This window comes from Polaromonas sp. P1_E11 (assembly GCF_056405995.1).
In genome coordinates this window covers 679,043-700,252 of the sequence record NZ_JBFUBA010000001.1, presented here as the reverse complement: position 1 = coordinate 700,252, position 21,210 = coordinate 679,043, and the positions used below count along the sequence as shown (strand labels likewise).

At 62.6% G+C, this 21,210-nt stretch carries 25 protein-coding genes; 5 read left to right on the top strand and 20 right to left on the bottom strand.

Annotation, left to right across the window (positions count from 1 at the left end):
• The first annotated feature begins 21 nt into the window (after positions 1 to 21).
• The gene (locus tag AC1D11_RS03495) at positions 22 to 798 is read left to right on the top strand and encodes a glycosyltransferase family 2 protein (RefSeq protein WP_477648075.1); all 777 of its coding nucleotides are present in this window, start codon (positions 22 to 24) and stop codon (positions 796 to 798) included.
• On the opposite strand, the gene AC1D11_RS03490 is transcribed toward AC1D11_RS03495, so the two are convergent.
• The 15 genes from AC1D11_RS03490 to AC1D11_RS03420 all read right to left on the bottom strand — a co-directional run bounded on the left by AC1D11_RS03490 (position 786) and on the right by AC1D11_RS03420 (position 14,553).
• Positions 786 to 1,580 carry a class I SAM-dependent methyltransferase gene (locus AC1D11_RS03490; RefSeq protein ID WP_477648076.1) on the bottom strand — a complete coding sequence of 265 codons (795 nt, stop codon included), beginning with the start codon at positions 1,578 to 1,580 and terminating at the stop codon, positions 786 to 788. The two genes, AC1D11_RS03495 and AC1D11_RS03490, sit on opposite strands and share 13 nt — an antisense overlap.
• A gap of 11 nt (positions 1,581 to 1,591) precedes the next feature.
• On the bottom strand, positions 1,592 to 2,326 hold the full coding sequence (gene fabG, locus AC1D11_RS03485) for a 3-oxoacyl-ACP reductase FabG (RefSeq protein WP_477648077.1): 735 nt from the start codon (positions 2,324 to 2,326) through the stop codon (positions 1,592 to 1,594).
• Positions 2,323 to 2,844, bottom strand: a complete 522-nt coding sequence (locus AC1D11_RS03480; RefSeq protein ID WP_477648149.1) for an ApeP family dehydratase — start codon at positions 2,842 to 2,844, stop codon at positions 2,323 to 2,325. Before AC1D11_RS03480 ends, fabG begins: the two co-directional genes overlap by 4 nt.
• Entirely contained in the window at positions 2,844 to 3,674 is an 831-nt protein-coding gene (locus AC1D11_RS03475; RefSeq protein WP_477648078.1) for a beta-ketoacyl synthase chain length factor, read from the bottom strand. The genes AC1D11_RS03480 and AC1D11_RS03475 overlap by 1 nt, the downstream gene beginning before the upstream one ends.
• 9 nt (positions 3,675 to 3,683) lie before the next feature.
• Positions 3,684 to 4,877, bottom strand: a complete 1,194-nt coding sequence (locus tag AC1D11_RS03470) for a beta-ketoacyl-[acyl-carrier-protein] synthase family protein (protein WP_477648150.1) — start codon at positions 4,875 to 4,877, stop codon at positions 3,684 to 3,686.
• Between the two features lie 82 nt (positions 4,878 to 4,959).
• Positions 4,960 to 5,544 (bottom strand): phosphatase PAP2 family protein, encoded by a 585-nt coding sequence (locus AC1D11_RS03465; protein ID WP_477648079.1) that lies wholly within the window; start codon positions 5,542 to 5,544, stop codon positions 4,960 to 4,962.
• Positions 5,545 to 5,630: 86 nt separating this feature from the next.
• A complete protein-coding gene (locus tag AC1D11_RS03460; RefSeq protein WP_477648080.1) occupies positions 5,631 to 6,434 on the bottom strand; it encodes a polysaccharide deacetylase family protein in 804 nt (267 codons plus the stop codon).
• Entirely contained in the window at positions 6,427 to 8,769 is a 2,343-nt protein-coding gene (locus tag AC1D11_RS03455; protein WP_477648081.1) for an MMPL family transporter, read from the bottom strand. Before AC1D11_RS03455 ends, AC1D11_RS03460 begins: the two co-directional genes overlap by 8 nt.
• Positions 8,769 to 9,413 (bottom strand): LolA-related protein, encoded by a 645-nt coding sequence (locus AC1D11_RS03450; protein WP_477648082.1) that lies wholly within the window; start codon positions 9,411 to 9,413, stop codon positions 8,769 to 8,771. The genes AC1D11_RS03455 and AC1D11_RS03450 overlap by 1 nt, the downstream gene beginning before the upstream one ends.
• Positions 9,414 to 9,417: 4 nt before the next feature.
• The gene (locus tag AC1D11_RS03445; RefSeq protein ID WP_477648083.1) at positions 9,418 to 10,386 is read right to left on the bottom strand and encodes an LpxL/LpxP family acyltransferase; all 969 of its coding nucleotides are present in this window, start codon (positions 10,384 to 10,386) and stop codon (positions 9,418 to 9,420) included.
• Positions 10,383 to 12,047 carry an AMP-binding protein gene (locus AC1D11_RS03440; protein WP_477648084.1) on the bottom strand — a complete coding sequence of 555 codons (1,665 nt, stop codon included), beginning with the start codon at positions 12,045 to 12,047 and terminating at the stop codon, positions 10,383 to 10,385. Before AC1D11_RS03440 ends, AC1D11_RS03445 begins: the two co-directional genes overlap by 4 nt.
• Entirely contained in the window at positions 12,044 to 12,715 is a 672-nt protein-coding gene (locus AC1D11_RS03435) for a COG4648 family protein (protein WP_477648085.1), read from the bottom strand. Before AC1D11_RS03435 ends, AC1D11_RS03440 begins: the two co-directional genes overlap by 4 nt.
• A complete protein-coding gene (locus tag AC1D11_RS03430; protein ID WP_477648086.1) occupies positions 12,712 to 13,008 on the bottom strand; it encodes a phosphopantetheine-binding protein in 297 nt (98 codons plus the stop codon). Before AC1D11_RS03430 ends, AC1D11_RS03435 begins: the two co-directional genes overlap by 4 nt.
• Positions 13,009 to 13,152: 144 nt before the next feature.
• Positions 13,153 to 14,124 carry an inositol monophosphatase family protein gene (locus AC1D11_RS03425; RefSeq protein WP_477648087.1) on the bottom strand — a complete coding sequence of 324 codons (972 nt, stop codon included), beginning with the start codon at positions 14,122 to 14,124 and terminating at the stop codon, positions 13,153 to 13,155.
• A gap of 141 nt (positions 14,125 to 14,265) precedes the next feature.
• On the bottom strand, positions 14,266 to 14,553 hold the full coding sequence (locus tag AC1D11_RS03420) for a DUF1330 domain-containing protein (RefSeq protein WP_477648088.1): 288 nt from the start codon (positions 14,551 to 14,553) through the stop codon (positions 14,266 to 14,268).
• Positions 14,554 to 14,657: 104 nt separating this feature from the next.
• Between AC1D11_RS03420 and AC1D11_RS03415 the strand changes: the two genes are divergently transcribed.
• The 3 genes from AC1D11_RS03415 to cysE are packed head-to-tail and all read left to right on the top strand — an operon-like array spanning position 14,658 to position 17,131.
• Positions 14,658 to 15,518 carry a LysR substrate-binding domain-containing protein gene (locus AC1D11_RS03415; protein WP_477648089.1) on the top strand — a complete coding sequence of 287 codons (861 nt, stop codon included), beginning with the start codon at positions 14,658 to 14,660 and terminating at the stop codon, positions 15,516 to 15,518.
• Between the two features lie 14 nt (positions 15,519 to 15,532).
• On the top strand, positions 15,533 to 16,348 hold the full coding sequence (locus AC1D11_RS03410) for an RNA methyltransferase (protein ID WP_477648090.1): 816 nt from the start codon (positions 15,533 to 15,535) through the stop codon (positions 16,346 to 16,348).
• Positions 16,349 to 16,357: 9 nt separating this feature from the next.
• Entirely contained in the window at positions 16,358 to 17,131 is a 774-nt protein-coding gene (gene cysE, locus AC1D11_RS03405; RefSeq protein WP_457279099.1) for a serine O-acetyltransferase, read from the top strand.
• A gap of 81 nt (positions 17,132 to 17,212) precedes the next feature.
• On the opposite strand, the gene AC1D11_RS03400 is transcribed toward cysE, so the two are convergent.
• From AC1D11_RS03400 to yjgA, 3 genes are all read right to left on the bottom strand, one after another.
• Positions 17,213 to 17,551, bottom strand: coding sequence for a DUF4870 domain-containing protein (locus tag AC1D11_RS03400; protein ID WP_477648091.1), 339 nt, complete (start codon positions 17,549 to 17,551; stop codon positions 17,213 to 17,215).
• Positions 17,552 to 17,625: 74 nt separating this feature from the next.
• The gene (gene mog / locus AC1D11_RS03395) at positions 17,626 to 18,219 is read right to left on the bottom strand and encodes a molybdopterin adenylyltransferase (RefSeq protein WP_477648092.1); all 594 of its coding nucleotides are present in this window, start codon (positions 18,217 to 18,219) and stop codon (positions 17,626 to 17,628) included.
• Positions 18,216 to 18,824 carry a ribosome biogenesis factor YjgA gene (gene yjgA, locus AC1D11_RS03390; RefSeq protein WP_477648093.1) on the bottom strand — a complete coding sequence of 203 codons (609 nt, stop codon included), beginning with the start codon at positions 18,822 to 18,824 and terminating at the stop codon, positions 18,216 to 18,218. The genes mog and yjgA overlap by 4 nt, the downstream gene beginning before the upstream one ends.
• A gap of 25 nt (positions 18,825 to 18,849) precedes the next feature.
• Here yjgA and pmbA point away from each other — a divergent pair, with 25 nt between their 5' ends.
• Complete coding sequence (pmbA, locus tag AC1D11_RS03385) at positions 18,850 to 20,286, top strand: metalloprotease PmbA (RefSeq protein WP_477648094.1); 1,437 nt, start codon at positions 18,850 to 18,852, stop codon at positions 20,284 to 20,286.
• Positions 20,287 to 20,416: 130 nt separating this feature from the next.
• Here the strand turns inward: pmbA and AC1D11_RS03380 are convergent, their stop codons facing one another.
• A complete protein-coding gene (locus tag AC1D11_RS03380) occupies positions 20,417 to 20,866 on the bottom strand; it encodes a GatB/YqeY domain-containing protein (protein WP_477648095.1) in 450 nt (149 codons plus the stop codon).
• 111 nt (positions 20,867 to 20,977) lie between these two features.
• On the bottom strand, positions 20,978 to 21,190 hold the full coding sequence (gene rpsU / locus AC1D11_RS03375) for a 30S ribosomal protein S21 (RefSeq protein WP_007872347.1): 213 nt from the start codon (positions 21,188 to 21,190) through the stop codon (positions 20,978 to 20,980).
• Positions 21,191 to 21,210: the final 20 nt, after the last annotated feature.

Here is a 21,210-nt window from a genome sequence, read left to right as displayed (position 1 = left end):
CCGTTCAAGTTAGATCCCTCGATGAATGATTCCCTTCGCGACACGTCCAGGACGCATCTCGTCCTGATTCCCAGTTACAACCCCGGTGTCAAAGTTGACGAAACAGTTCGCAGTGCACTTGCGCAGTGGGCGCCGGTCTGGGTGGTCGTTGACGGCAGCACCGACGGCAGCACGGACCGCCTGCTGGCAATGGCCGCGGACGATGCCCGCTTGCGCGTCGTGGTGTTACCGCGCAATGTGGGCAAGGGTGCCGCAGTGCTGCACGGAATCGAGCTGGCTGCGGCCCAGGGGTTCACCCATGTGTTGACCATGGATTCGGATGGGCAGCACCCCGCCCACCTGATTCCGGAATTCATGGTCGCGTCGCTGGCCCAGCCCGCTGTCATGGTGCTCGGCGTGCCGGTGTTCGCCGCGGACGCGCCGCGCCTGCGTGTCAACGGACGCAAGGTGTCCAATGGATGGGCCGACCTCGAAACCCTGTGGGCCGGCATCGGGGACTCCCTGTTCGGCTTTCGTGTTTACCCGATCGCGCCGCTGCGTGATGTGATGGCCGGACAGCGCTGGATGCGCCGCTTTGACTTTGACCCGGAAGCGGTGGTGCGCATGTGCTGGCGCGGTGTGAAGCCGGTCAACCTGCCGGCCACCGTGAAGTATTTTCGGCCCGAGGAGGGGGGTGTGTCGCACTTCAACTACCTGCGCGACAACCTTTTGCTCACCTGGATGCATTCCCGGCTTTTTATCGGGTTTGTGCTGCGCTTGCCGGTGCTGCTGGCCCGGCGCCTGTTTCAGCGATCGTGATGAGTTGAGGCCGGAGAGCCGGGCAGCGACTTGACGGCCTGGTATTCTGAAAATACTCCGGCTTCCAGGTGTTGCCTGACATCCGCCAGACCCGCCGCGCGCAGCGTGGCCAGGACCTGTTCGGGCGGCACGCAGGCTTCTATGCTGTCCCAGTAGTAGCGCCAGATGGACGCGGTTTCTTTTTGCCGCGAAACGAAGCGTGTCAGCAGCGGTATGACGCCGCGCATGTAGGTTTTGAGCAACCAGCGGCCCCAAGGGCTTTTTGCCTGGGTGATTTCGAGCACGCAGAGCCGTCCACCGGGCTTCAACACGCGTTCAAATTCTGCAAATGCCACACCCAGGTCGCTGATGTGGCGTAGGGCATAGCCCATGCTTAAAAAATCGAAATGGTTGTCCGGAAACGGCAGGGACTCGGCCCGGCCTTCAACCAGCGCCATGGTTTTTGGCAGCTTGCTGGCGGCCATCATGCCGGGGCTGGGATCAAGGCCGGTCACCAGCGTGGGGTCTCCGGTCAAGAGACACGCCTGGGCGGCAACCAGGCCGGTTCCCACGCCCACGTCGAGCACTTTCATGCCGGTTTTCAGGCCGCCGCGAATCAGTGCGTCGCGTCGATAGCGTGAACCGCTGCCCCAGGCCAGGATCGCCTCGATGCGGTCGTAGTCCGGCGCCGTGCTGTCAAAAATCCTGCGCAGATAGGTTTGCCGGTCCTGCTCTGTCTGGTAATACTCGGTCAGCGGGACATGGGGTGCATGCACCGTGGGAGTGTTTTCAGGAATGGTCATGGAGTGCCTTTTTAAATCATGCCGCCGTTGATGGAAATAACCTGGCCGCTGATGTAAGCTGCGCGCTCTGAAGTCAGAAAACTCACGAGGTCGGCGACTTCTTCGGGTCGGCCGGCTCGTTTCATGGGTACCAGCTGCGCGATGGCAGTGGCATCAAAACTGTCCCGGCTCATTGGCGTTGCGATGATGCCCGGCGCTACCGCATTGACCGTGATGCCGCGGCTGGCCACCTCCAGCGCAAGGGATTTGGTGGCCGAATGCAAGGCGCCTTTGGCTGCCGAGTAATTCACCTGCCCGCGGTTGCCTGCCACTGCGGCGACCGACGTGATGTTGATGATACGCCCCCAGCGTGTGCGGATCATCGGCATCATCAAAGGCTGGGTGACATGAAAAAAACCATTGAGAGATACATCGATGACCTGTTGCCATTGCCGCAGCTGCATGCCCGGAAAGACCGCGTCGTCGTGGATGCCGGCGTTGTTCACGATCACCTGGACCGGCCCTTGAAGCAGCAGGATTTCCAGTGCAGTGGCGGTTGCGGCGGCATCAGTGACATCAAACGCCACAGCCTCCGCATGACCGCCTGACGCCTGGATGGAGGCCACCAGCGCTAATGCTGCATCGAGGCCGCGGTTGGCATGCACGATGACATGAAATCCATCGGCAGCCAGCTGCCGGCAAATCGCCGAGCCGATGGCGCCACTGCCACCGGTGACCAGTGCGCGTTTGAGTACGGAGGTGTTCATGCAGTCCCCTTTGATGGCGCGTCGAGCATCACCACGGCGCGGCCCGACAGAAGCAGCGCGGGGCCCGCATGAACCGTGAATCCATAAAGAATACTGCCGGCGTCGCCGCTCGTGCGCTCGGCATGAATGGTGAGCGCGAGGTCTATGTCGTCGAGTCTTTCGACGTGCAGGGTGACCCCGCGAACGCTGACCAGGTAGCCGAAGGGGGCGGCGTCATCGGTTGCCGTGCGATTTTCCTGAGTGACGGCCGCGGCTTCCGAGATCAGTGCGCCATGCACGGCCATGGCTTGCGCCGCGTATTCAATCCCGCATGCGGCGCCCAGCCTTCCGTAGGCACGCAGGGGATTGCCGGGAGCACGGTGGCTGGTGGCTTCGCAAGAAATTTGGCTGTTGTCCCACGCCGTGACACGCTCCAGCAGGCACATGCTTCCTTGATGGGGAATGCGGCGCGCGATCTCGTCGTGCCCAAGGCTCAAAGGCGCGCTGCAGGCCTTGGTGGGCATCAGGCCTGCAAGCATCACGGTGCCACCTGCAGGGTCAGCTGTTGGCCGTCAAGGTAGTCCAGCACGATCCGGCCGCTTTGCTGCCGCGCGATGCTGAGCAGCAGCGGCAGGCAGCGTGCCGCAGGAATGTCTGTGCGCAGCTGTTCGAGCGCGGCGTCATCGAGCCGGTCGGCAGGCAAGGCCGTCAGGCAGTTGTCTGGTTCCAGCGTCCACTGCGCCTGGCTGCGTTCACTGCGGTGGGGTGTCAGCACCAATCCCAGGCCGAAGGTGTCGGGAATGGGACGTGTGCTGTGCAGCGGTTCCGGGTAATCGGTGTCATAGGCGACCAGCAGCACGGGTATCTGGTCCACCGCCACCTGGGTCATGGCCTCCAGCAGGCCTGCCGAAAAACTTGCATCGCGCGCGCAAAGCACCGAAGACGAAACCATCGAGCCGCTTGAAATACTCCAGTAGCCGGAGGCGGCGTTGTGCACTGAATTGTGAAAGCGCGTCGGGGAGATCAGCCTGTCGTTGGAGGCCAGTGCATTGCAAATCTCGTGGCAATTGACGGCGTCGCCGCTGGAAGATGAAAAGACGGATGCCAGCATGGCAGCTTGCAGGCCCGAAGCTGCAACGGCTTCCTCGCTCACTGCCAGCGATACCTTCACCACCGCGCCGGCCCGGCGGCGTTCGGCCTGCGGCAAAGCCATGGGTGGCGGAAGAACGCAGCGCGTGGCTTGATAGGCGGTGCTGCCTTTGAGATGTTCGCGCCCTTGTTCCCAGCCCGTCAGTCCGGGCCCCAGTAGTCCAACACCTTCGACAAAGACCGTCAGGGCTTTTGCGGATGGGGATTGTGCTTGTGTCATGTCGGGACCTTAACCGGCACGGCCAAAAATCAGGCTGCAATTGGTGCCGCCGAAGCCGAAGGAATTGCTGAGCACATGCCGGGGGGCGGCCTCCTGGTTGTCCAGGAGGTAGTTGACTGACAGTGCCGGGTCACGCTCGTGGGTGTTGATGCCGCCGGGCAGCAAGCCGTGCTGCAATGCGAGCGCGCAGATCACGGCTTCAAGCCCGCCTGCGGCACCCAGCGTGTGGCCGGTGGCGCCCTTGGTGGAACTGCAGGGGGTGCCTGGGCCGAACAGCCCGGACACCGCCTTGGCTTCGGCGGCATCGTTGCTTTGTGTGGCGGTGCCGTGCAGGTTGATGTAGTCGATGCCGGCCGTGGTGAGGCCGGCCATGTCCAGGGCCTGCTGCATTGCCAGCCGTGCACCCAGGCCGTCGGGATGGGGGGAGGACATGTGGTGAGCGTCGCTGGATTCGCCGACGCCCAACAGCAGCACATCACCTGGGGCGGGTTGTGCCGGCGTGGGCTCCAGCAGGGCGAAAGCGGCAGCTTCGCCAATGGTGATGCCGTTGCGGGCGGCGTCGAATGGCCGGCAAGCCTGGGGGGAAATCAGGCCCAGAGAATTGAAACCATACAAGGTTGTGAGGCACAGCGAATCTACCCCGCCGACCACGGCAGCATCGATCAGACCCGCCCGCATCATCCTCCGCGCTGAAGCGAACACCTTGGCACTGGATGAGCAGGCAGACGACACAACGGCGGCCGGGCCGGTCAGCCCAAGGTACTGGCGCGTGAAATCAGCGACAGAAAATGTATTGTGTGTTGTGCCGTAAATGAAATCGGGAGGCAGGGCGCCGGTCCCCGGATCGCGCCGTCGATAGGCGAGTTCGGTTTGCAAAATGCCCGATGTACTGGTGCCGATGAAGACCCCCACGCGGTGCGCGCCGTATTTGTTGCTGGCGGCTGCCGCCGCTTCAGCAAAGCCGTCCTGCTGAAGTCCCAGCAGGGCGAGCCGGTTGTTGCGGCAGTCGAAGCGGGCCCACTGCGCAGGAAGCTGCACACTGTCCGTGCCGGCGACCTCACCTGCAAAGGTCGGCAGGTCGACTGTGTCGAACGTGCATGGGGCGAGCCCGCTCCGCCGCGTGCGCAGTGCGTCGAGAGTTTGTGCAAGACCGCGACCCATGCTGCTGGTTGCGGTGAAGTGGGAAAGCCAAAGTGGATACAGAGAAAAAACCAATCTGAAGAAAAGGACACTTTAGCAAATCAGGTGGCAAATCCGGCGCCATTGTGATGCCGGACACCAGCTGTTACTTGCCTGCGGTGCGCTGTTTGTGAAGATGCAGGGACAACCAGGCGGCCACCCCTCCCAGGAGCAGTCCTCCGGCGACGTCCACCGCGACATGCTGCCTTGTGGCCAGTGTGGAATAGGCAATACCGAAACACCAGAGGGCGTTCACCGCCAGCAGCCATGCGGGGACGGAGAATCGGCGCAGCAGATGGTGCAGCCAGATGCCTGAAAAAATGGCTGTCGCCACATGAAGCGAAGGGCAGGCGTTGCCTGCCGCATCCATGTTTTTCAGGAAAAGCATCTGCGGGTATTTCGGCCAGTCAATGTCTGGAGCGGGCGCGGCCGTGGGCCAGAAATAAAACACCAGCAGGCCCGCCAGGCAGGTCAGCGCAATGGCGCCGCCATAGCGCAGGAGTTCGCGCCGGTCGCCAAAGAAGATGGGCGGCAGCGAGACATAAACCCATAGCGAGAGGTAAACCGGCAAGGCAAGCGGTTCAAAAGCGATGAAGCGGTCGGGCCAGGTGAGAGGCATCACCGCGATCGGAAAGGCCGGGTGCTTGAGCAGGTAAAAGTAGGCGCCGAAAAAAACGCCGATGAAAAGCATCGTGCCAATGGCTTTCAGATAGATGTGCTGAAAGATAACCCGCCCTATTTGTGACCACGGGCTCTGTCGGGTTTTCTGCGTAGGATTCATGCGAGGGCCTGCTGCAGGGTCACGGTGCGCAGGTTGGCGGCCGCAATGGACTCCAGCAAGGCGGGCAGGACATCCAGGATGACTGGAACACCTTGCGGTGTGCGTGCTGCATTGCCGTCATGCAACAGCAAGATGGCTCCGGCTTGCAGCCCGGCTGTGAGTTTGCGTTTTACACGCTCGGCATTGGCGACGCGGGTGTCGAAGCCGCGCACGGACCAGCTGGCGAGCTTCAAGCCGAGCCGGGCCAGTACCGGGTCAAGAAAGGGGTTGCGCAGGCCGGCGGGAGCGCGAAAGAAAAGGGGCCGCTGGCCCGTCAGGCCGCTCAGTGTGTTTTGCGCCGCCTGCAACTCGCGAAACATGCTGCGCGGGCCCGTCAGGGCAAAGTAGTGGTGGTGGTGCTGGCTGTGGTTTTCGACGGCATGTCCGCGCCGCACAAGCTCGCGGCACAACTCGGGATGGCGGGCGGCTTTGTCACCGACGCAAAAAAAAGTTGCGCGGGCCGCATACTGGTCGAGCAGGTCCAGGACTTTGGGTGTCACGGCGGGATCGGGCCCGTCATCGATGGTCAGGGCGATTTCCCGCCTGGCGACAGAGGCCTGGGGCAGGCGGGTCCAGTTGGGGCCAAGCCATTGGCTGCGGGGCCACATACCCACGACGGTGAGCAACAGGTGGTTGAGGACCACGGCGGCAAGCGCCCAGCGCCACCAGCCGGAATCAACAAGGATGGCCGCAAGTGCCGCCGCATGCAGCGTGATGCTCGCACGTACCAGGATGCTGGGCTTCCACCGGAGGTCAGGCATGGGGCTTCCTGGCAAAAATTGCGGCATAAACCAGCGCCAGGATGACGCCCGGGGCAACGGTAACGCCCATGGCTTGGAGGATGGATACTTTGGAAAATGCGAGCAGGCCAAACCCTCCGACGGTGGTCAGATTAGCCAGCAGCATGGACGCCAGGGTTCGGGGCGCTATCGGGGCATGGGGATCGGGCCGGTCAAAAAACAGCGCGTAGTTGGAGCCCACGGCCACGACCAGCAACAGGCCCACCAGGTGTAGGATGATCAGTTGCTGGCCCAGCAGGGCAAGTCCGGCCGTGACTGTGACGACCGCGGCCGCCAGCGGTGCAATGATCCGCAGCACCCGGGACGGGGAGCGGAAAACCACCAGCAGCAGGGCCACGAGGACAGCCAGCCCGCCCAGCGACAGCACGATGGCTTCGTGCAGGTAGCTGGAATACAAACGGTCGGACTCGGTTTTCATGTCGACAAAAAGGACGCCAGGCAAGGGCTTGGTGGCCAGCGCGGCACGAATGTTCTCGGCGTCGATGTTTCGTCCCTGGGACGCAGTCAAAGGTAGCAGGGCGCTCCAGCGGCTGTCTTTACCAATGAGCAGTGCAGCCAGGGCCATGGCCATCGAGGTTTTTTCAAGGTCGGCTGGCTGCAGCAAGGACTGGCTGCGGGCTGCAGCGACCTCTGCCAGGAAAGGTGAAAACACCCCCGGGCGCACTGGCAGCCCTTGCGTGGCCTGGGTCATGCGGGCCTGCAACACCTCAGCGGCGGGCAGGCTGGCCTGGCGGGCGCGTTGCGTGGCCACGCTGGGGAGGTAGCGGCTGGGGCTCTCGAACCCTGCAATTTCACCGCGCTCGACCTGTGCCTGGAGCAGGGTTGAAACCTGTTCGGCGGTCTGGAGCACCGACTCCTGGCTGCTGCCGGAGACCACCACCACATAGCGCACGTCAGGCGCCCCCATATCGGCACGCAGGCTTTCATCCAGCGCCACATCGGCTTGCGAGACCGGGCTGAGCGAGGAAATCTTGTCGTTGAACAGGCTGGCGTGATTTCCCACAAGGACGGCACAGGCCGCTACCAGCAGGGCCGCGGCAGGCCATCGCAACAAGGCCGCACGCTGCACCAGCCCCTCCAGCGCCCGCCCGATGGCCGACACATCATGGATGCGGAAATGGCGCGGTAGCAGATGCGGCAGCACATAGCGGGTCACTGCGGCGGCCACGACCAGGCCGGCAATCGAATACAGGCCGAGTTGCGCCAGCCCCGGAAAGCCCGAGAACAAAAGAGAGGCAAAACCGGCAATGGAGGTCAGAACGCCGAGCCGGACGGTGGGCCAGAAGCGCTTGACCCAATGCGCCTGGTCGGCGCCAGCATCTTCGGACTGCACGAAAAGATAAATGGAATAGTCAACGGCTTCCCCGATCAATGCTGTGCCAAAGCCCAGCGTGATGCCATGCACCGACCCAAAGCCCAGGCTGACGGCGGCAATCCCGGCGAGCGCGCCGCTCAGCACTGGCAAAAATCCGAGCAAAAGGGCGCTGACAGAACGGTAAACCAGCAGTAACAGCGTCGCGATCAGCACCACGCTGATCAGCGAAAGATGGCTCACCTGGCTTTGAATGGCTTCACGGGACGTGACCGAAAACACGCCGGGACCCGTCATGACGAAGCTGGCACCAGTTGAGGAGCCGCCCGCCGCATCGAAGGCCTGGTGGATGGCGGTCATAGCGCGTTGCTGGGCATCGGTGTCAGAGCCTGCTGCATGGGTCTGCAGCAGCATCAGCGCGCGCTTGCCATCACGTGAAGTCCAGGCGCCATGGGCCTGTTGCGGCTGGCTTCCGCCGTTGAGCTGGCCCAGCAACTGCACCATTTCGCCGGTAGGGTCGCGGGGCAGCAGGGCCTTGACCATCAGGCCTGCGGGCGAAGCGAGCAATTCGATGCTGTCAGTGAGGGCCGTGTGCAACCCGTCCGCGCTGAATCGTTCCGGCGTCACTGAAGGGCTCAGCAGGTAACGGTGATTGAGCAGGAAATTGCGGTCCCGCTCGCTATTGACGGGTTCGCCATTTGCCACGCTGGCAAAAGCGGAATCGGCACGCAACTGCTGCGCCATTTTTTTGGAAAGCGCTGCACGCTGAGGGGCATCGGAGCCTTCTATGCCTACCAGGACAAGGCGTGAGGCCAGGCCCTCGGTCAACTGGTCCATCAGCAGTTGCTGCTCGGGTGTGGGAGTACGCGGCAAAAACGCTGACAGGTCGGTCGTGAAGTGTGTGCGGCTGATGACAATGCCGCAACCGATCAGGAATGCCAGCCATACCGCAATGGCTGCCATGCGGCCGCGTGCGCCGTTCATCACGGGGCTGCCACTTGCTCGATGGTCATGGTGGAGCTGTCGCCATCGGCCTGGGCGATGTCGATGTTGCGCAACTGGTCACGCACACCCGTGATGCGGATGCGCTGGATCACCGCCTGCATTTTGGGATCGATCGGCTGCAATTGCAGGGTCCAGCGTTCGGCCGTGCCTTCGAGGCTGAGCCGGTAGTTGCGCTCCAGCGCGCTGCGGTCGCCCGCCAGGGTGCCGCGAATGCTGTCAATGAACGCGGCCAGCTCGGGGTACGCCTGCAGCCGCAGCTGGTACTTTTGCTTCCCGCGTTCAATCACCAGTTCTCCGCCGTTCACCACCATGGATTCAGGCTTCGGTTTGAGCGTCCGCTTTTCCAGCCGGTCTGGTGCGGTATAGAGCAGTTCCCCGGACGATTCCACCGGTTTGTCGAGCAGCGCAATGCTCTTTTTTTCGACGAAGGTGGCGCGGCCCGACTTGGTTTGCGCCAGCGAATCCATCAGTTGCTGAAGATCCCAGGCGGCCAGCGCTGCCGGGCTCAATGCGGCCAACACCAGACCCATCACAACTGCGGCCAGCGCGAAGACCGGCCGTGACGGCTGTTGCGTGATGTGCGATGAGGCGGGGATGGATGTTTGCTGAATAAGGTGTGTCATATGCTCAGATGTTTTGTTCAGGCTGGCCGGACTGCCGCGGCGCAGGTCGCCAGAAATCAAAGAAATTGAACCAGTTGTAAGGCGCGCTGCGGCAGTATTGCGCCATCAGTGCAGCATAGCGCGTCATGGCGGATTGCACCGCAGCTGTGCGGCCGCGCGAAGGCAGCGCGGAAAAGTCGGCCAGTGCTTCGAAGTGAATGTCGTAGCGGTTGCCACCCCGGTATAGCCCTGTCATGAACAACACGGGACGTTTCAGGATGGCGGCCATGCGAAAAGGACCCAGTGGCAGCTCGGCAGCGTCCCCCAGGAACTCGATGGGATACGTGTCGTCCTTGCCGAGTGACCGGTCACCCAGCATGCCGACGACAGCGCCTTCATCCAGCAGTTCGTGCACCCTGATCATCGAGTCGATATGTCCCAAAGCCACGACGTCCAGCTGGGCTTTGGGATTGATGGCGCCCATTGCCGCGTTGATTTTTCGCGCATTTTCCTCGTACATCACCATGGCAATGCGCAGGCCCGGTTGCTGGCGCCCGATGGCCCGCAGTACTTCAAAACTGCCCAGATGGGCACCGATGAGGAACACACCTCTTCCGTCAGCCACCACCTTGTCGATCAGTTGCTGGTTATGCACCCGGATATCGAACAGCTCGAAGCGGTCATTCAGCAAGTAAACACGGTCGTGAACGGCAGAAGCAAAACTCAGGAAATGCCGGAACAGATGACGCCAGCCGACCGCGGCGGGCGACGGCAGTTCGAACACGCGCCGCAAATAGTTTCGCGACGTCCGGCGCGCCGCCGGCGCGAAAACGAGGAAATAGACGGCAATGCCGTAAAGGACGATGCGGCTGGCGCTGCGGCCCAGGTTCAGCGAGATCCACGTCATGACACGCAGCATGAAGCCGTTGCTGCGTTCCGGGAGCTGCTGCCATTCGGCGCCGGATGTCGCATTGGCCCCGCGTGATGTGTTCATGGCTGCGGCGATAACAGCAAGGTTCCGGTGGCAACTTTCCGGTCGCCGCTGGAAATGTCAAAGCGCGTGCTGCCGGAGGCGGTGGTGCTGCAGGAGATTGTCAGCGTCTCACCGGGCCCTACCGTGCTGAGGAATTTCGCCGAGCTGATCTGGCAGACCTCCGGGGCATGGCTGGTACGCGCCTGCTGTACGGCATGTATGGCGGCGTCGAGAAGCACCACACCGGGAACTATGGGTGTACCGGGGAAATGTCCGGCAAGCGCAGGGTGGTCCGGGGCGATGAAAAACCGGGTTTCGCCCGGAGCGAGAGATTTTTTTTGAAGATGGTCGCGCGCCAGGGCAGCCAGCACATCACGCGGCAATTTCCCGGTGCTGTTGCGTGGCAGGCTGTCGAGCAGCACGAGGGGCCGAGGGATGAAGATGGCGTCAACCCGCTCCCTCAGCGCCGCCAGAAGGGCTGGCGCCGTCAGGCCCGGTGCCACCACAAAGGCCATCAGCCGGACCACGGTGTCGCCGGAACCCTCGTCCGGCATGAAGAAGGCGCCGTCCATCACGCCCGGGATGGCGTGGAGCTGATGGTTCAGGTAGCCCAGCGAACTTCGCTTGCCCGCGATATTGATCAGGTCGGCAGTCCGGCCATGCAGCAGAAATTGTGTGTCCGACACCGACTCCAGTTCATCGGCCAGCGGGGTGGGTTGGTCGACGTGGCCTCCCGAGGCCCAGGTCTGGCCCTGCCTGATGCTCAGCGTGACGTCCGGAAAGAGTGTCCACGCCAGGGCTTCGGTCATGCGTCGCGTGGCGATTTGTCCCGTTTCGGTGGAGCCGTAGATTTCCAGCAGCGGGACTTGCAGCCTGGCTTCGGTGGCCGATGCCAGCTGGGGTGGCAAGGGAGCCGTGGCGGAAAGCACCAGGTCAACCTGCGGAATGTCCAGGCCTGAAGCCAGCAGCGCTTTCAAATGCACAGGCGTGGTCACCAGCATGCGGGGGCGTGCTGCTTCCGTCAGTGCGGCGCAGATATCGGCCGGATAAAACGGATGGGCGGCGACCAGAATGGCGCCACTGTGCAGCGGCAGCAACACGGTGGACTCGAAGCCGAACATGTGCTGCGGAGGCACTGTCGCCACGATGCTGTGCTTGCGGCCATCCAGCAAGCCGAGCCGGTCGGCTTCAGCCCGCGCGCTGCGAACCAGCCCGCCCCAGCTTTTCCGGTGCGCCACCGGCGTGCCGGTCGAGCCAGAGGTGAACATGATGGTGGCAATGCGCGATGCGGGAATTTGCGGAATATCGCACTGCGTGCCAGTTGCGGTGCCGGGCGAACGGGGTGTCATCGCATCCGTCCAGCCCAGCAATGGCAAGTCCAGGGACTGTGGCTGGTCCGCGAGGCAAAACACGTCGGGTGCAAAGCTGCGGACCTGTTTCACCATTTCCGGCGTCAGCGTGGGTGGCAGCAGGCTGACCTTGTCTGCCAGCAGGGCGGCCGCCATACCCACGGCAAACCGGTAGCGGTCGGCGCAGACATTGAGAACATGCTTGCCTGACGGAAGGGCCGCCGCAAGCTGCCTGACATCGGCCAGAAAATGTTCAACGGTAACGGTCCGGCCATGGCTGCAAGCCACAACGTCTTCAGCCCGGGTGTGCGAGATCAGCGGAAACGTCGTCATGGCCGGCGTGCGCGGCTTTCTGCGGAAGCCTGCCGGTAAGCGCGAATCGCTTCCAGCGGCCCGGCACGATCTGCTGCCGGCAATGCGTAGCAGCGAACGGCATATTCCGCCGCAAACATCAGTGCGAGCAGGGGAATGCCCAGGAGGTTGGCAAAGGTTGACCAGACGGCAACGGGTGCAAGCCAGAACAGCAGCAATGAAAAGCCCGCAATGATTCCGAAATACAAGGCCCACGCCAAGGTGGCCGACCGCGTATACGAAACAAGCGCAGGCGAAAGCTCGCCATGCACGATGCGGGCAAATTGCGCAATCATCGGTGTGCGGCCGCGCACGAGTGTCCGGCCGAAAGTTCCGCACAGCAGGGCATACGTGCCCGCATGCTGAAGCAGGAAAACCCAGTTGTAATGGGTGATCAGCCATTCCCTGAACAGATAAAACCCGAGGCAGGCCACACCACAAAGGGCCAGCATGACAGGGCGCTGCGGTGAACGCCAGGCCAGGACAACGGCCAGCACCACCAGCGGAAGCACGGCGACCAGCGCCTCAAGCAAGCCCGGCGCCGTCGATGCCGCGGCCAGATGGGAAAGCACGGCGTAGCCGATTCCCAGAGCCGCGATACCGCCCCAGCGACAGGCTTGGGTAAACCGTGTCGCCAGCACAGCTGTCACTGGGTTCGCCAGGCGGCAATATGGTCGCCCAGGCTTCGCAGCGAATGAAAGATGGCGTGGTTGTCTTCGTGGTCTGCCTTGAGCTGCAGGCCATAGTGCTTGGAGACAACCAGCGCAATTTCCAGGATGTCGATGGAATCCAGCCCCAAGCCGTCGCCGTAGAGCGGTTCGTCAGGTTGTACATCGTCGGCGCTCACCTCAAGATTGAGGGCGCTCACCACCAGTTCCGCGACCTCGCGCAGCAAGGCTGCATCAGCCGGTGTGGAGGAGGTTTTTACGGTGGATTCAGGCATAGTTTTATTACTAGTTATTACCAGGTGCGAAAACAGTTCGGTCAGGGCCGCCGCATACACGCGACTCCCCGCGCAGTGCGGAAATTTTAGCTGAGGCTATGCGGCTCAAGCCTTCATCGCGGCCTTTGCCTACAACGGCTGGTGCTAGAAGGGTGCGTCCGGTGTGGTGTCGGGGCGTACCGTGGGGGCTTTGATCTTTTTGGCGGTCAGCTTTGGTTTGTCTGCGGGCTGGGCGGTAGCGTCGGCGGTCTCGGTGCTCACGGTGTCTTCCTGCAGGGCCTGCCGTACCGTGGCTTTGTCGCCGGCGCCGGCAAATTTGCTGTATTTACCCAAAGTGGCCACCATCTGGCCGTAAATGCGCGGATTGCCGGCCACGCATTCGCCGTGGTCGATGAAGTCGGCCTCGCCGGTAAAGTTGCCGATCAGGCCGCCGGCCTCGGTGACCAGCAGCGAGCCGGCCGCCACGTCCCAGGGCTTGAGGCCGGTTTCAAAAAAGCCGTCGCTGAAGCCCGCTGCCACGTAGGCCAGGTCCAGCGCCGCTGCGCCCGGGCGACGCACGCCGGCGCACTGGCTCATGACTTCACCGAGCATGTTGAGATAGCTTTTGAGCTTGTCACCGGGGCGGTAGGGAAAACCTGTGGAGATCAGGCATTCCTGCAGCCGGGTCCGTTTGGCCACACGGATGCGGCGGTCGTTCATGTAGGCGCCGCGGCCTTTAGTGGCACAAAAAATGTCGTTGCGGGTGGGGTCGTACACCACGGCTTGCTCGACCTTGCCCTTGACTGCCAGCGCGATGCTGACGCAATAAACAGGAAAGCCGTGGATGAAGTTGGTGGTGCCGTCCAGCGGGTCGATGATCCACACGAAGTCGGAGTCTTTGGCGCCGTGCTCGCTGCCGGATTCTTCGGCCAGGATGCCGTGGCCGGGGTAGGCGGTCAGCAGCGTTTCGATGATCGCGGCTTCAGCGGCCTGGTCGATCTCGGTGACAAAGTCGTTGGTCTGCTTGACCGATATGCGAACCGATTCGACGTCAAGCGCCGCACGGTTGATGATGGCGCCTGCAGCGCGCGCAGCCTTGATGGCCACGTTGAGCATGGGGTGGAGATTGCTGGACATAACTTGTAGGGAAGAGCGGAACGAACCGGCGCCGGCGATGCGGGCGGCGGGCAATGCCGGTATTTTCCCATAAACGCGAACCGTCCTTTCCCAGCCCCTTCCCAAGGTCGATATCGCGTCCCAATCGTCCAGAAACCTGTTCTAGGCGCCTTCCGCGATCAGGAAATCCGTGTCAGCGTGTTGCTGACGGATCGCCCGGGCCACCTGGTATTCGGGGCTGGCATAACAGGCCTGGGCGGTCGCCATGTCGGAGAACTCCACGACGACGTTGCGCTCGCGCGAGTTGCCTTCCATGCATTCATACGCGCCGCCGCGCACCAGAAAGCGTGCGCCGAACTTCTCGAAGGCCGGCCGCGCCGCAGTGAGGTAACGAGGGTATTCCTCGATATTGCGTACCGAGACGCGCACGATCCAATAAGCCTTTGCCATTCTTGTTCCTTGGGTGGTGTGAAGTGATGAGGGCTGGACGATACGCGTGACAATTCATTCTGAAAAATGAATAATAAAGATAATTAATATCTTCATAAGAGATCATGGAGCTAAGCGACCTGGTTATTTTTCGTGCCGTGGTGGAAGCGGGTGGTGTGACGCGTGCCGCCGAGCGCCTGCACCGCGTGCAATCCAACATCACAACGCGTATCCACCAGCTGGAGGAAAAGCTCGGCGTGCCGCTTTTTATCCGTGAGGGCAAGCGGCTGCACCTGTCACCAGCCGGGCAGGTGTTGCTGGACTATGCCGGGCGCCTGATCAGCCTGGCTGACGAAGCACGCGATGCGGTGCGGGGCGGGCAGCCGCGCGGCGCATTTGTGCTTGGCGCCATGGAAAGCACTTCGGCTGTGCGGTTGCCGGCCCCTCTGAGCGATTTTGTGCGTCTCTATCCGGAGGTCAGGCTCGCGCTTAAAACCGGCAACCCGCAGCAACTGGCCGCAGCTGTGCTGGCGGGGGAGATGGACGCGGCGCTGGTCACTGGGGCTATTGCGGAGGGTCCCTTTGAACGGGAGGCGATTTACACCGAGGAACTGGTCATTGTTGCGAGTGCCGGGCACCCGCCCATTACGGCAATCCACGGCGAGCCTCCGCGTGCCATGGTGGCTTTCGAAAAGGGCTGCCCGCATCGCGCGCGGCTGGAAGCCTGGTACTTGCTGAAAAACAGCATGCCGGTGCAGACGATTGAAATCACGTCCTACCATGCCATGCTGGGCTGCGTGGTGGTGGGCATGGGCATTTCGCTGGTGCCGCGCAGCGTGCTGGCAACCTTTCCGGAGCGGGGCCGGCTCAGCATCCACGCATTGCCGCCGGGCAGCGACTGCGCCCAGACTGACCTGATCTGGCGCAAAGGAGCGAAGTCGCCGAAGGTGGAGGCACTGCTCAGCGTCCTGAAGCCGCCGGCATAGGACAATCCAGCTCCATGCACACGCGATTCATCCTGATCAATACCAGCCATGCCGGCAATGTGGGGGCCACGGCCCGTGCCATGAAAACCATGGGCTTTGACGACCTGGTGCTGGTGGCGCCGCGCTGGGCCAATGTGCTCAACCGCGAAGAAACCATCCAGCGGGCCAGCGGTGCGCTCGACGTTCTCAAAAACGCCCGCATTGTGGCCACGCTGGACGAGGCCGTGGACGGCATGAGCCACCTGTGCGCCACCGCCATGACGCCGCGCGACTTCGGCCCGCCCACGCGGGCACCGCGCCAGCATTTTGCCCAGCTGATGGGTCAGGCGGGTCTGCTATCAAAAGAGGAGCTGCTTGCGCCCGTCTCCATTGGTCAAAAGCCAGATTCCGTTGCTTTTTTGTTTGGTTCTGAGCGCTTCGGCATGCAGAACGAGGACGTTTACCGCTGCCATGTGGCGCTGAGCATTCCGACCGACCCGAAATTCGGTTCGCTCAACCTGGGCGCGGCGGTGCAGCTGATTGCCTATGACTGGCGCCAGGCGCTGGGCGGTTTCAGCGTGCAGCCGGCCACGGCCGAACCCACGCTGGCCGACGCGGCCGCAGTGGCGGGCATGCTCAGGCACTGGGAAGAGGCCTTGACCGGCATCGGCTTTCTGGATCCGGCCTCGCCCAAAAAACTGATGCCGCGGCTTAACCAGTTGTTCAACCGTGCCCAGCTTAGCCCCGAAGAGATCCACATTCTGCGCGGCGTAGCCAAAGCCATGCTGCAGAAGGCCTCCGAAGCCAGGGGCAAAAGCGCCGTCCCAGCAAGCAGCTCACAGCCTCAGTAGACTTCGCCTATGTTTTCCCGACTCCGCTCCGACATCCAGTGCATTCTCGACCGCGATCCTGCCGCTCGCACGGCCTGGGAAGCACTGACCTGCTACCCCGGCGTGCATGCGCAAGTGTTGCACCGCCGGGCGCATTGGTGCTGGAACCACGGTTTCAAGTGGCTGGGTCGTTTCATTTCGCATTTTTCGCGCTGGGTAACAGGCATTGAAATTCACCCCGGCGCCAAAATCGGCGAACGCGTGTTTTTTGACCATGCCATGGGGGTCGTCATCGGTGAAACCGCTGAAATCGGCGACGGCTGCACGATCTACCAGGGCGTGACCTTGGGCGGTACCTCGTTGTACAAAGGCACCAAACGCCACCCGACCCTGGGCCGCGACGTGGTGGTGAGTGCGGGGGCCAAGGTGCTTGGCGGTTTCCTGGTGGGTGACGGCGCCAAGATTGGCAGCAACGCAGTGGTGATCAAGCCGGTTCCGGCAGGCGCTACGGCGGTGGGCATCCCGGCGCGCATCATTCCCTCCAAGACCGGGGAAAGCGCCGACGTCACCATTACGCAGTTTTCGGCTTATGGCATCACGCAAGAGGATGACCCGCTGTCGCAAGCCATGCGCGGGCTGATCGACAGCGCCGCCGGCCAGGAGCACCAGATCGCCCTGCTGTGGCAAGCGATTGAGAAACTCTCCGGACCGCAGACGGCCATGAGCAAGGATTGCGTGCCGCAGGACGCCGCGCTTACGGAAACCTTTGAGGCCGACAAGCTCAATCAGCTGGTCGGTAAATAGGGCGGTGAGACAGGCGGGCGAATAAGACGGGCAAAAAAAAGGAAGGGCGAGCCCTTCCTTTTTTGTTTTCGCCGGTGGGCTTCAGTTGATCAGGCGAAGCGCGAACGGCACGCGGAAGGCCTTGCCGTTGGAGGCGCCCAGCGCGCCCATGACGCAGAACACCAGGTGGCAGATGCCCAGCGCCGCGAACACCAGAAAGCCGATCAGCACAAAGGTGAGGATCATTGCCGCTACATAGCCGATGGTCGCGGTGATCGACCAGTTCAGCGCTTCCTTGGACTGGTCCAGGATATAGGCGTCGTCTTTTTTCACCAGGTAAACGATCAGGCCAGGAATGAAACCCAGAAATAGCGTTCCGATCCAGATCAGCACGGCGGTGTTTTTCGATTCCTTGCTCGGCGTTTCAATCAGGTCGTCCATCTCAGCTCCTCGTGTTGTAAAGCCCGAATACTACGTGAGAAAGAGGCCAGGCCCAAACTGGCGAGCGGCAAGGCTCAGCGCGGCGGGCGCACCGCGCTTTTGGGTCTGAACGCCTGGCACACCGCTTCATCGGTTTCCAGGTACGGGCCGCCGATCAGGTCGATGCAATAAGGCACGGCGGCGAAGATGCCGGCCACAGCCTGGGAACCGTCGGCGTTTTTGAGTCCTTCCAGGGTTTCCGCGATCGATTTGGGCTGGCCCGGCAGGTTCATGATCAGGCATTTGTCGCGTATGACTGCGCACTGGCGCGACAAAATGGCTGTGGGCACAAATTTCAGGCTGATCTGCCGCATCTGCTCGCCAAAACCCGGCATTTCCTTGTGGGCGACAGCCAGCGTGGCTTCAGGCGTCACGTCGCGTAGCGCGGGGCCAGTGCCGCCAGTCGTCAGCACGAGCGAGCAGCCGGCGTCGACCAGCTCGATCAGCGCGGCACTGATGCCCGCCTGCTCGTCGGGGATCAGGCGTTCTTCAAAGGTGATGGGGTTGCGCAGGGCGCGGGTGAGCCAGTCCTTGAGTGCCGGCAAGCCTTTGTCGGTGTAGACGCCGGCGGAAGCACGGTCGCTGACCGAGACAATGCCGATCTTTACCGCGTCAAAGGCGCTGCTCACGCTTCTGGCTCCTCGCCGTTCTCAGGTTCCCTCGCCAGGGTCTGCCTGACCAGCTGGAAAATCTCGCGGTATGACTTGCCGTGCCGCGGCGCTTCGCCGGGTTTTTCGGGCTTCGCATCCTTGCGGGCCTGGCGGACCAGCGCGCGCAGTTGCTGGGAGTCGGTGCCGGGGTGTTCTTCGAGCCAGGTGCCCAGCGCAGCGTCGTCGGCGATCAGCTTGTCGCGCCACTGCTCGGCCAGGTGCAGGGCCAGCGTCAGGTCGGCCGATCCGTTGAGCTGCTCGTTGATCGCCTCGCGGATGGGTTCAGGGTCCAGCGGGCGCATCAGCTTGCCGATGAACTGCATCTGGCGGCGCCTGCCCTCGAAGTTGGTGATTTTTTTGGCATCGGCGATCGCGTCGCGCAGCTTGTCGGGCAGGTCCAGGCGCGCCATCAAATCGGCGCGCAGCGTCAGCAGCGCTTCACCGAGCGCCTGTTTTTCGTCGGCCTCGGCCTTGAGCTGGGTTTTGCTGGGCGGGCCGACTTCTTCAAGCGCGATTTCCTCGGGTTTGACGAAGCGGCCGTTGGACCAGTAGCCCTTGATGGCCTTGGGAGTCTTGTTGTTCATAGCAGTCAGTATCATAGCTACCCATATGACCCAAAAAGCTTCTTCTCGCGCCAGCGGCGCAACACGCAGTGCTTCCCGCCCCGTCCCGGGCCCCAAGGGCCAGTCAGCCCAGCCCGAATCCGGTTTCAGCTACCACCGCGATTTTTTCGAGGAACTCGTCGACAGCGCCCTTGGCCATGCCAAAAAACTGGGTGCCACCGATGCCGCCGCGGAAGCCTCCGAAGGCTGCGGGCTCTCAGTCAGTGTGCGCAAGGGCGAGCTTGAAAACGTCGAGCGCAACCGCGACAAGTCGCTGGGCATCACCGTCTACATCGGCAAAAAGCGCGGCAATGCCGCCACCAGCGACTTCTCCAAAGCGGCGATCGAGCAGACCGTGAAAGCGGCTTACGACATCGCGCGTTTCACGGCGGAAGACGAAACCTCCGGCCTGCCCGATGACCGCGACATCGCGCGCGTGCATCCGGCGCTCGACCTCTTTCACCCCTGGTCCATCAATTCTGAAGAGGCTGCCCAGCTCGCCTTGCAGTGCGAAGCCGCCGCCCTGAGTACCAGCCGCCTGATCACCAACAGCGAAGGCGCCGGTGTCTCCGCGCAGCAAAGCCATTTTTTCAGCGCCCACACCAAGGGCTTTCGCGGCGGTTACGCCAGTTCGCGCCACAGCATCTCGGTGGCGCCGATTGCCGGCAAGGGCGACCAGATGCAGCGCGATGCCTGGTACAGCTCCATGCGTGACGCGGGTGAGCTGGCGGCCCCCGAGGCCGTGGGCCGCTATGCCGCCGAGCGCGCACTCGCACGTCTGAAGAGCCGCAAAATCCCGACCACGCAGTGTCCGGTGCTGTTCGAGTCGCCGCTGGCGGCAGGCCTGCTGGGCGGCTTTGTGCAGGCCGTGAGCGGCGGTGCGCTGTACCGCAAAAGCACCTTCCTGGCCGACAGCCTGGGCAAGCCGGCTTTTCCCAAACACATCGACATCGCCGAAGATCCGCACCTGCGCAAGGGCAAAGGCAGTGCACCTTTTGACGAAGAGGGCGTGAAGACCAAGGCGCGCCAGGTGGTAGAGGCGGGCCGCGTCGAGGGCTACTTCCTGAGCACCTATTCGGCGCGCAAGCTGGGCATGCGCACCACCGGCAACGCCGGCGGCTCACACAACCTCATCATGTCCAGCCGCAACACCCGCAAGGGCGACGACCTGGACGCCATGCTGCGCAAGCTGGGCCGCGGTCTTTTTGTGACCGAACTGATGGGGCAAGGCGTGAACTACGTGACGGGTGACTACTCGCGCGGGGCTTCGGGCTTCTGGGTCGAGAACGGCCGCATCGCCTTTCCGGTCGAAGAAATCACCATTGCCGGCAACCTCAAGGACATGCTGATGGGCATCGACGCGGTGGGTGCGGACGCCTACAACTACGGCGCTAAAACCGTGGGCTCGATTCTCGTCAACCGGATGAAGGTCGCCGGGAGCTGAAGCCCCCACGGTCGCTCACTTCGTGTAGCTCCCTGCCCCCCGAGGGGGCCGCCCGCCTGCGGCCCGGCAAAGCCGGTTCCGCGGCTTGAACTGGCTTAAGGCGGGTACATGTAGCCGCCCACCTCTGTATTCAGCCGGCTAGCGCTGCCTTCACTGCGGCAGACACCTGGCCCATGTCGGCCTTGCCGGCGAGCTTGGCCTTAACGGCACCCATGACCTTGCCCATGTCGCCGGGGCCGGTGGCGCCCAGTTCGGCGATGATGGCTTTCACAGCGGCGGCGACTTCGTCGGCGCTCAGGCGCGCAGGCAGGTAGGCCTGCAGCACGACCAGCTCGGCTGCTTCCTTGTCGGCCAGGTCCTTGCGCTCGGCCTTGATGAAAGCTTCGAGCGAGTCCTTGCGCTGCTTGATCAGCTTGTCGACGATGGCGACTACGGCCGCGTCGTCCAGCACCACGCGTTCATCCACCTCTTTTTGCTTGAGGGCGGCCAGCAGCAGGCGAATGGTGCCCAGGCGCTCGCTGTCCTTGGCGCGCATGGCGGTCTTCATGTCTTCGGTGATCTGGTCTTTGAGTGCTGACATTGGTGATGCTCCTGAAGCGAATGGGGTGGGGTGGCGCAGGGCGCCAAAAACACAAAAGCCCGCAGAGCGTCCTCGTGCGGGCTTTTTGTTGCCGTGAGGCGGTACTAAAGATTAGTACAGCTTTTTCGGCAATTGCATCGAGCGGATACGCTTGTAGTTGCGCTTGACGGCGGCTGCCTTCTTGCGCTTGCGCTCTGCCGTTGGCTTTTCGTAAAACTCGCGGGCGCGCAGGTCGGTCAGCAGGCCGAGTTTTTCAATGGTGCGCTTGAAACGGCGCAGAGCCACGTCGAAGGGCTCATTGTCTTTTACACGGATGGTGGTCATTGTTCAGTTGATCCAAAAGG

Excerpts from the sequence above, each read along its gene's own strand:
- fabG (WP_477648077.1), bottom strand. The coding sequence starts at position 2,326 with ATGAACACCTCCGTACTCAAACGCGCACTGGTCACCGGTGGCAGTGGC.
- AC1D11_RS03465 (WP_477648079.1), bottom strand. The coding sequence starts at position 5,544 with ATGCTTTTCATCGGCGTTTTTTTCGGCGCCTACTTTTACCTGCTCAAG.
- pmbA (WP_477648094.1), top strand. The coding sequence starts at position 18,850 with ATGACCCAAAAAGCTTCTTCTCGCGCCAGCGGCGCAACACGCAGTGCT.
- AC1D11_RS03495 (WP_477648075.1), top strand. The coding sequence starts at position 22 with ATGAATGATTCCCTTCGCGACACGTCCAGGACGCATCTCGTCCTGATT.
- AC1D11_RS03430 (WP_477648086.1), bottom strand. The coding sequence starts at position 13,008 with ATGCCTGAATCCACCGTAAAAACCTCCTCCACACCGGCTGATGCAGCC.
- AC1D11_RS03450 (WP_477648082.1), bottom strand. The coding sequence starts at position 9,413 with ATGACACACCTTATTCAGCAAACATCCATCCCCGCCTCATCGCACATC.
- AC1D11_RS03455 (WP_477648081.1), bottom strand. The coding sequence starts at position 8,769 with ATGAACGGCGCACGCGGCCGCATGGCAGCCATTGCGGTATGGCTGGCA.
- AC1D11_RS03400 (WP_477648091.1), bottom strand. The coding sequence starts at position 17,551 with ATGGACGACCTGATTGAAACGCCGAGCAAGGAATCGAAAAACACCGCC.
- AC1D11_RS03475 (WP_477648078.1), bottom strand. The coding sequence starts at position 3,674 with ATGACACAAGCACAATCCCCATCCGCAAAAGCCCTGACGGTCTTTGTC.
- AC1D11_RS03445 (WP_477648083.1), bottom strand. The coding sequence starts at position 10,386 with ATGAACACATCACGCGGGGCCAATGCGACATCCGGCGCCGAATGGCAG.
- AC1D11_RS03425 (WP_477648087.1), bottom strand. The coding sequence starts at position 14,124 with ATGTCCAGCAATCTCCACCCCATGCTCAACGTGGCCATCAAGGCTGCG.
- AC1D11_RS03440 (WP_477648084.1), bottom strand. The coding sequence starts at position 12,047 with ATGACGACGTTTCCGCTGATCTCGCACACCCGGGCTGAAGACGTTGTG.
- AC1D11_RS03410 (WP_477648090.1), top strand. The coding sequence starts at position 15,533 with ATGCACACGCGATTCATCCTGATCAATACCAGCCATGCCGGCAATGTG.
- cysE (WP_457279099.1), top strand. The coding sequence starts at position 16,358 with ATGTTTTCCCGACTCCGCTCCGACATCCAGTGCATTCTCGACCGCGAT.
- AC1D11_RS03480 (WP_477648149.1), bottom strand. The coding sequence starts at position 2,844 with ATGCTTGCAGGCCTGATGCCCACCAAGGCCTGCAGCGCGCCTTTGAGC.
- AC1D11_RS03490 (WP_477648076.1), bottom strand. The coding sequence starts at position 1,580 with ATGACCATTCCTGAAAACACTCCCACGGTGCATGCACCCCATGTCCCG.
- AC1D11_RS03380 (WP_477648095.1), bottom strand. The coding sequence starts at position 20,866 with ATGTCAGCACTCAAAGACCAGATCACCGAAGACATGAAGACCGCCATG.
- AC1D11_RS03460 (WP_477648080.1), bottom strand. The coding sequence starts at position 6,434 with ATGCCTGACCTCCGGTGGAAGCCCAGCATCCTGGTACGTGCGAGCATC.
- AC1D11_RS03415 (WP_477648089.1), top strand. The coding sequence starts at position 14,658 with ATGGAGCTAAGCGACCTGGTTATTTTTCGTGCCGTGGTGGAAGCGGGT.
- AC1D11_RS03420 (WP_477648088.1), bottom strand. The coding sequence starts at position 14,553 with ATGGCAAAGGCTTATTGGATCGTGCGCGTCTCGGTACGCAATATCGAG.
- rpsU (WP_007872347.1), bottom strand. The coding sequence starts at position 21,190 with ATGACCACCATCCGTGTAAAAGACAATGAGCCCTTCGACGTGGCTCTG.
- yjgA (WP_477648093.1), bottom strand. The coding sequence starts at position 18,824 with ATGAACAACAAGACTCCCAAGGCCATCAAGGGCTACTGGTCCAACGGC.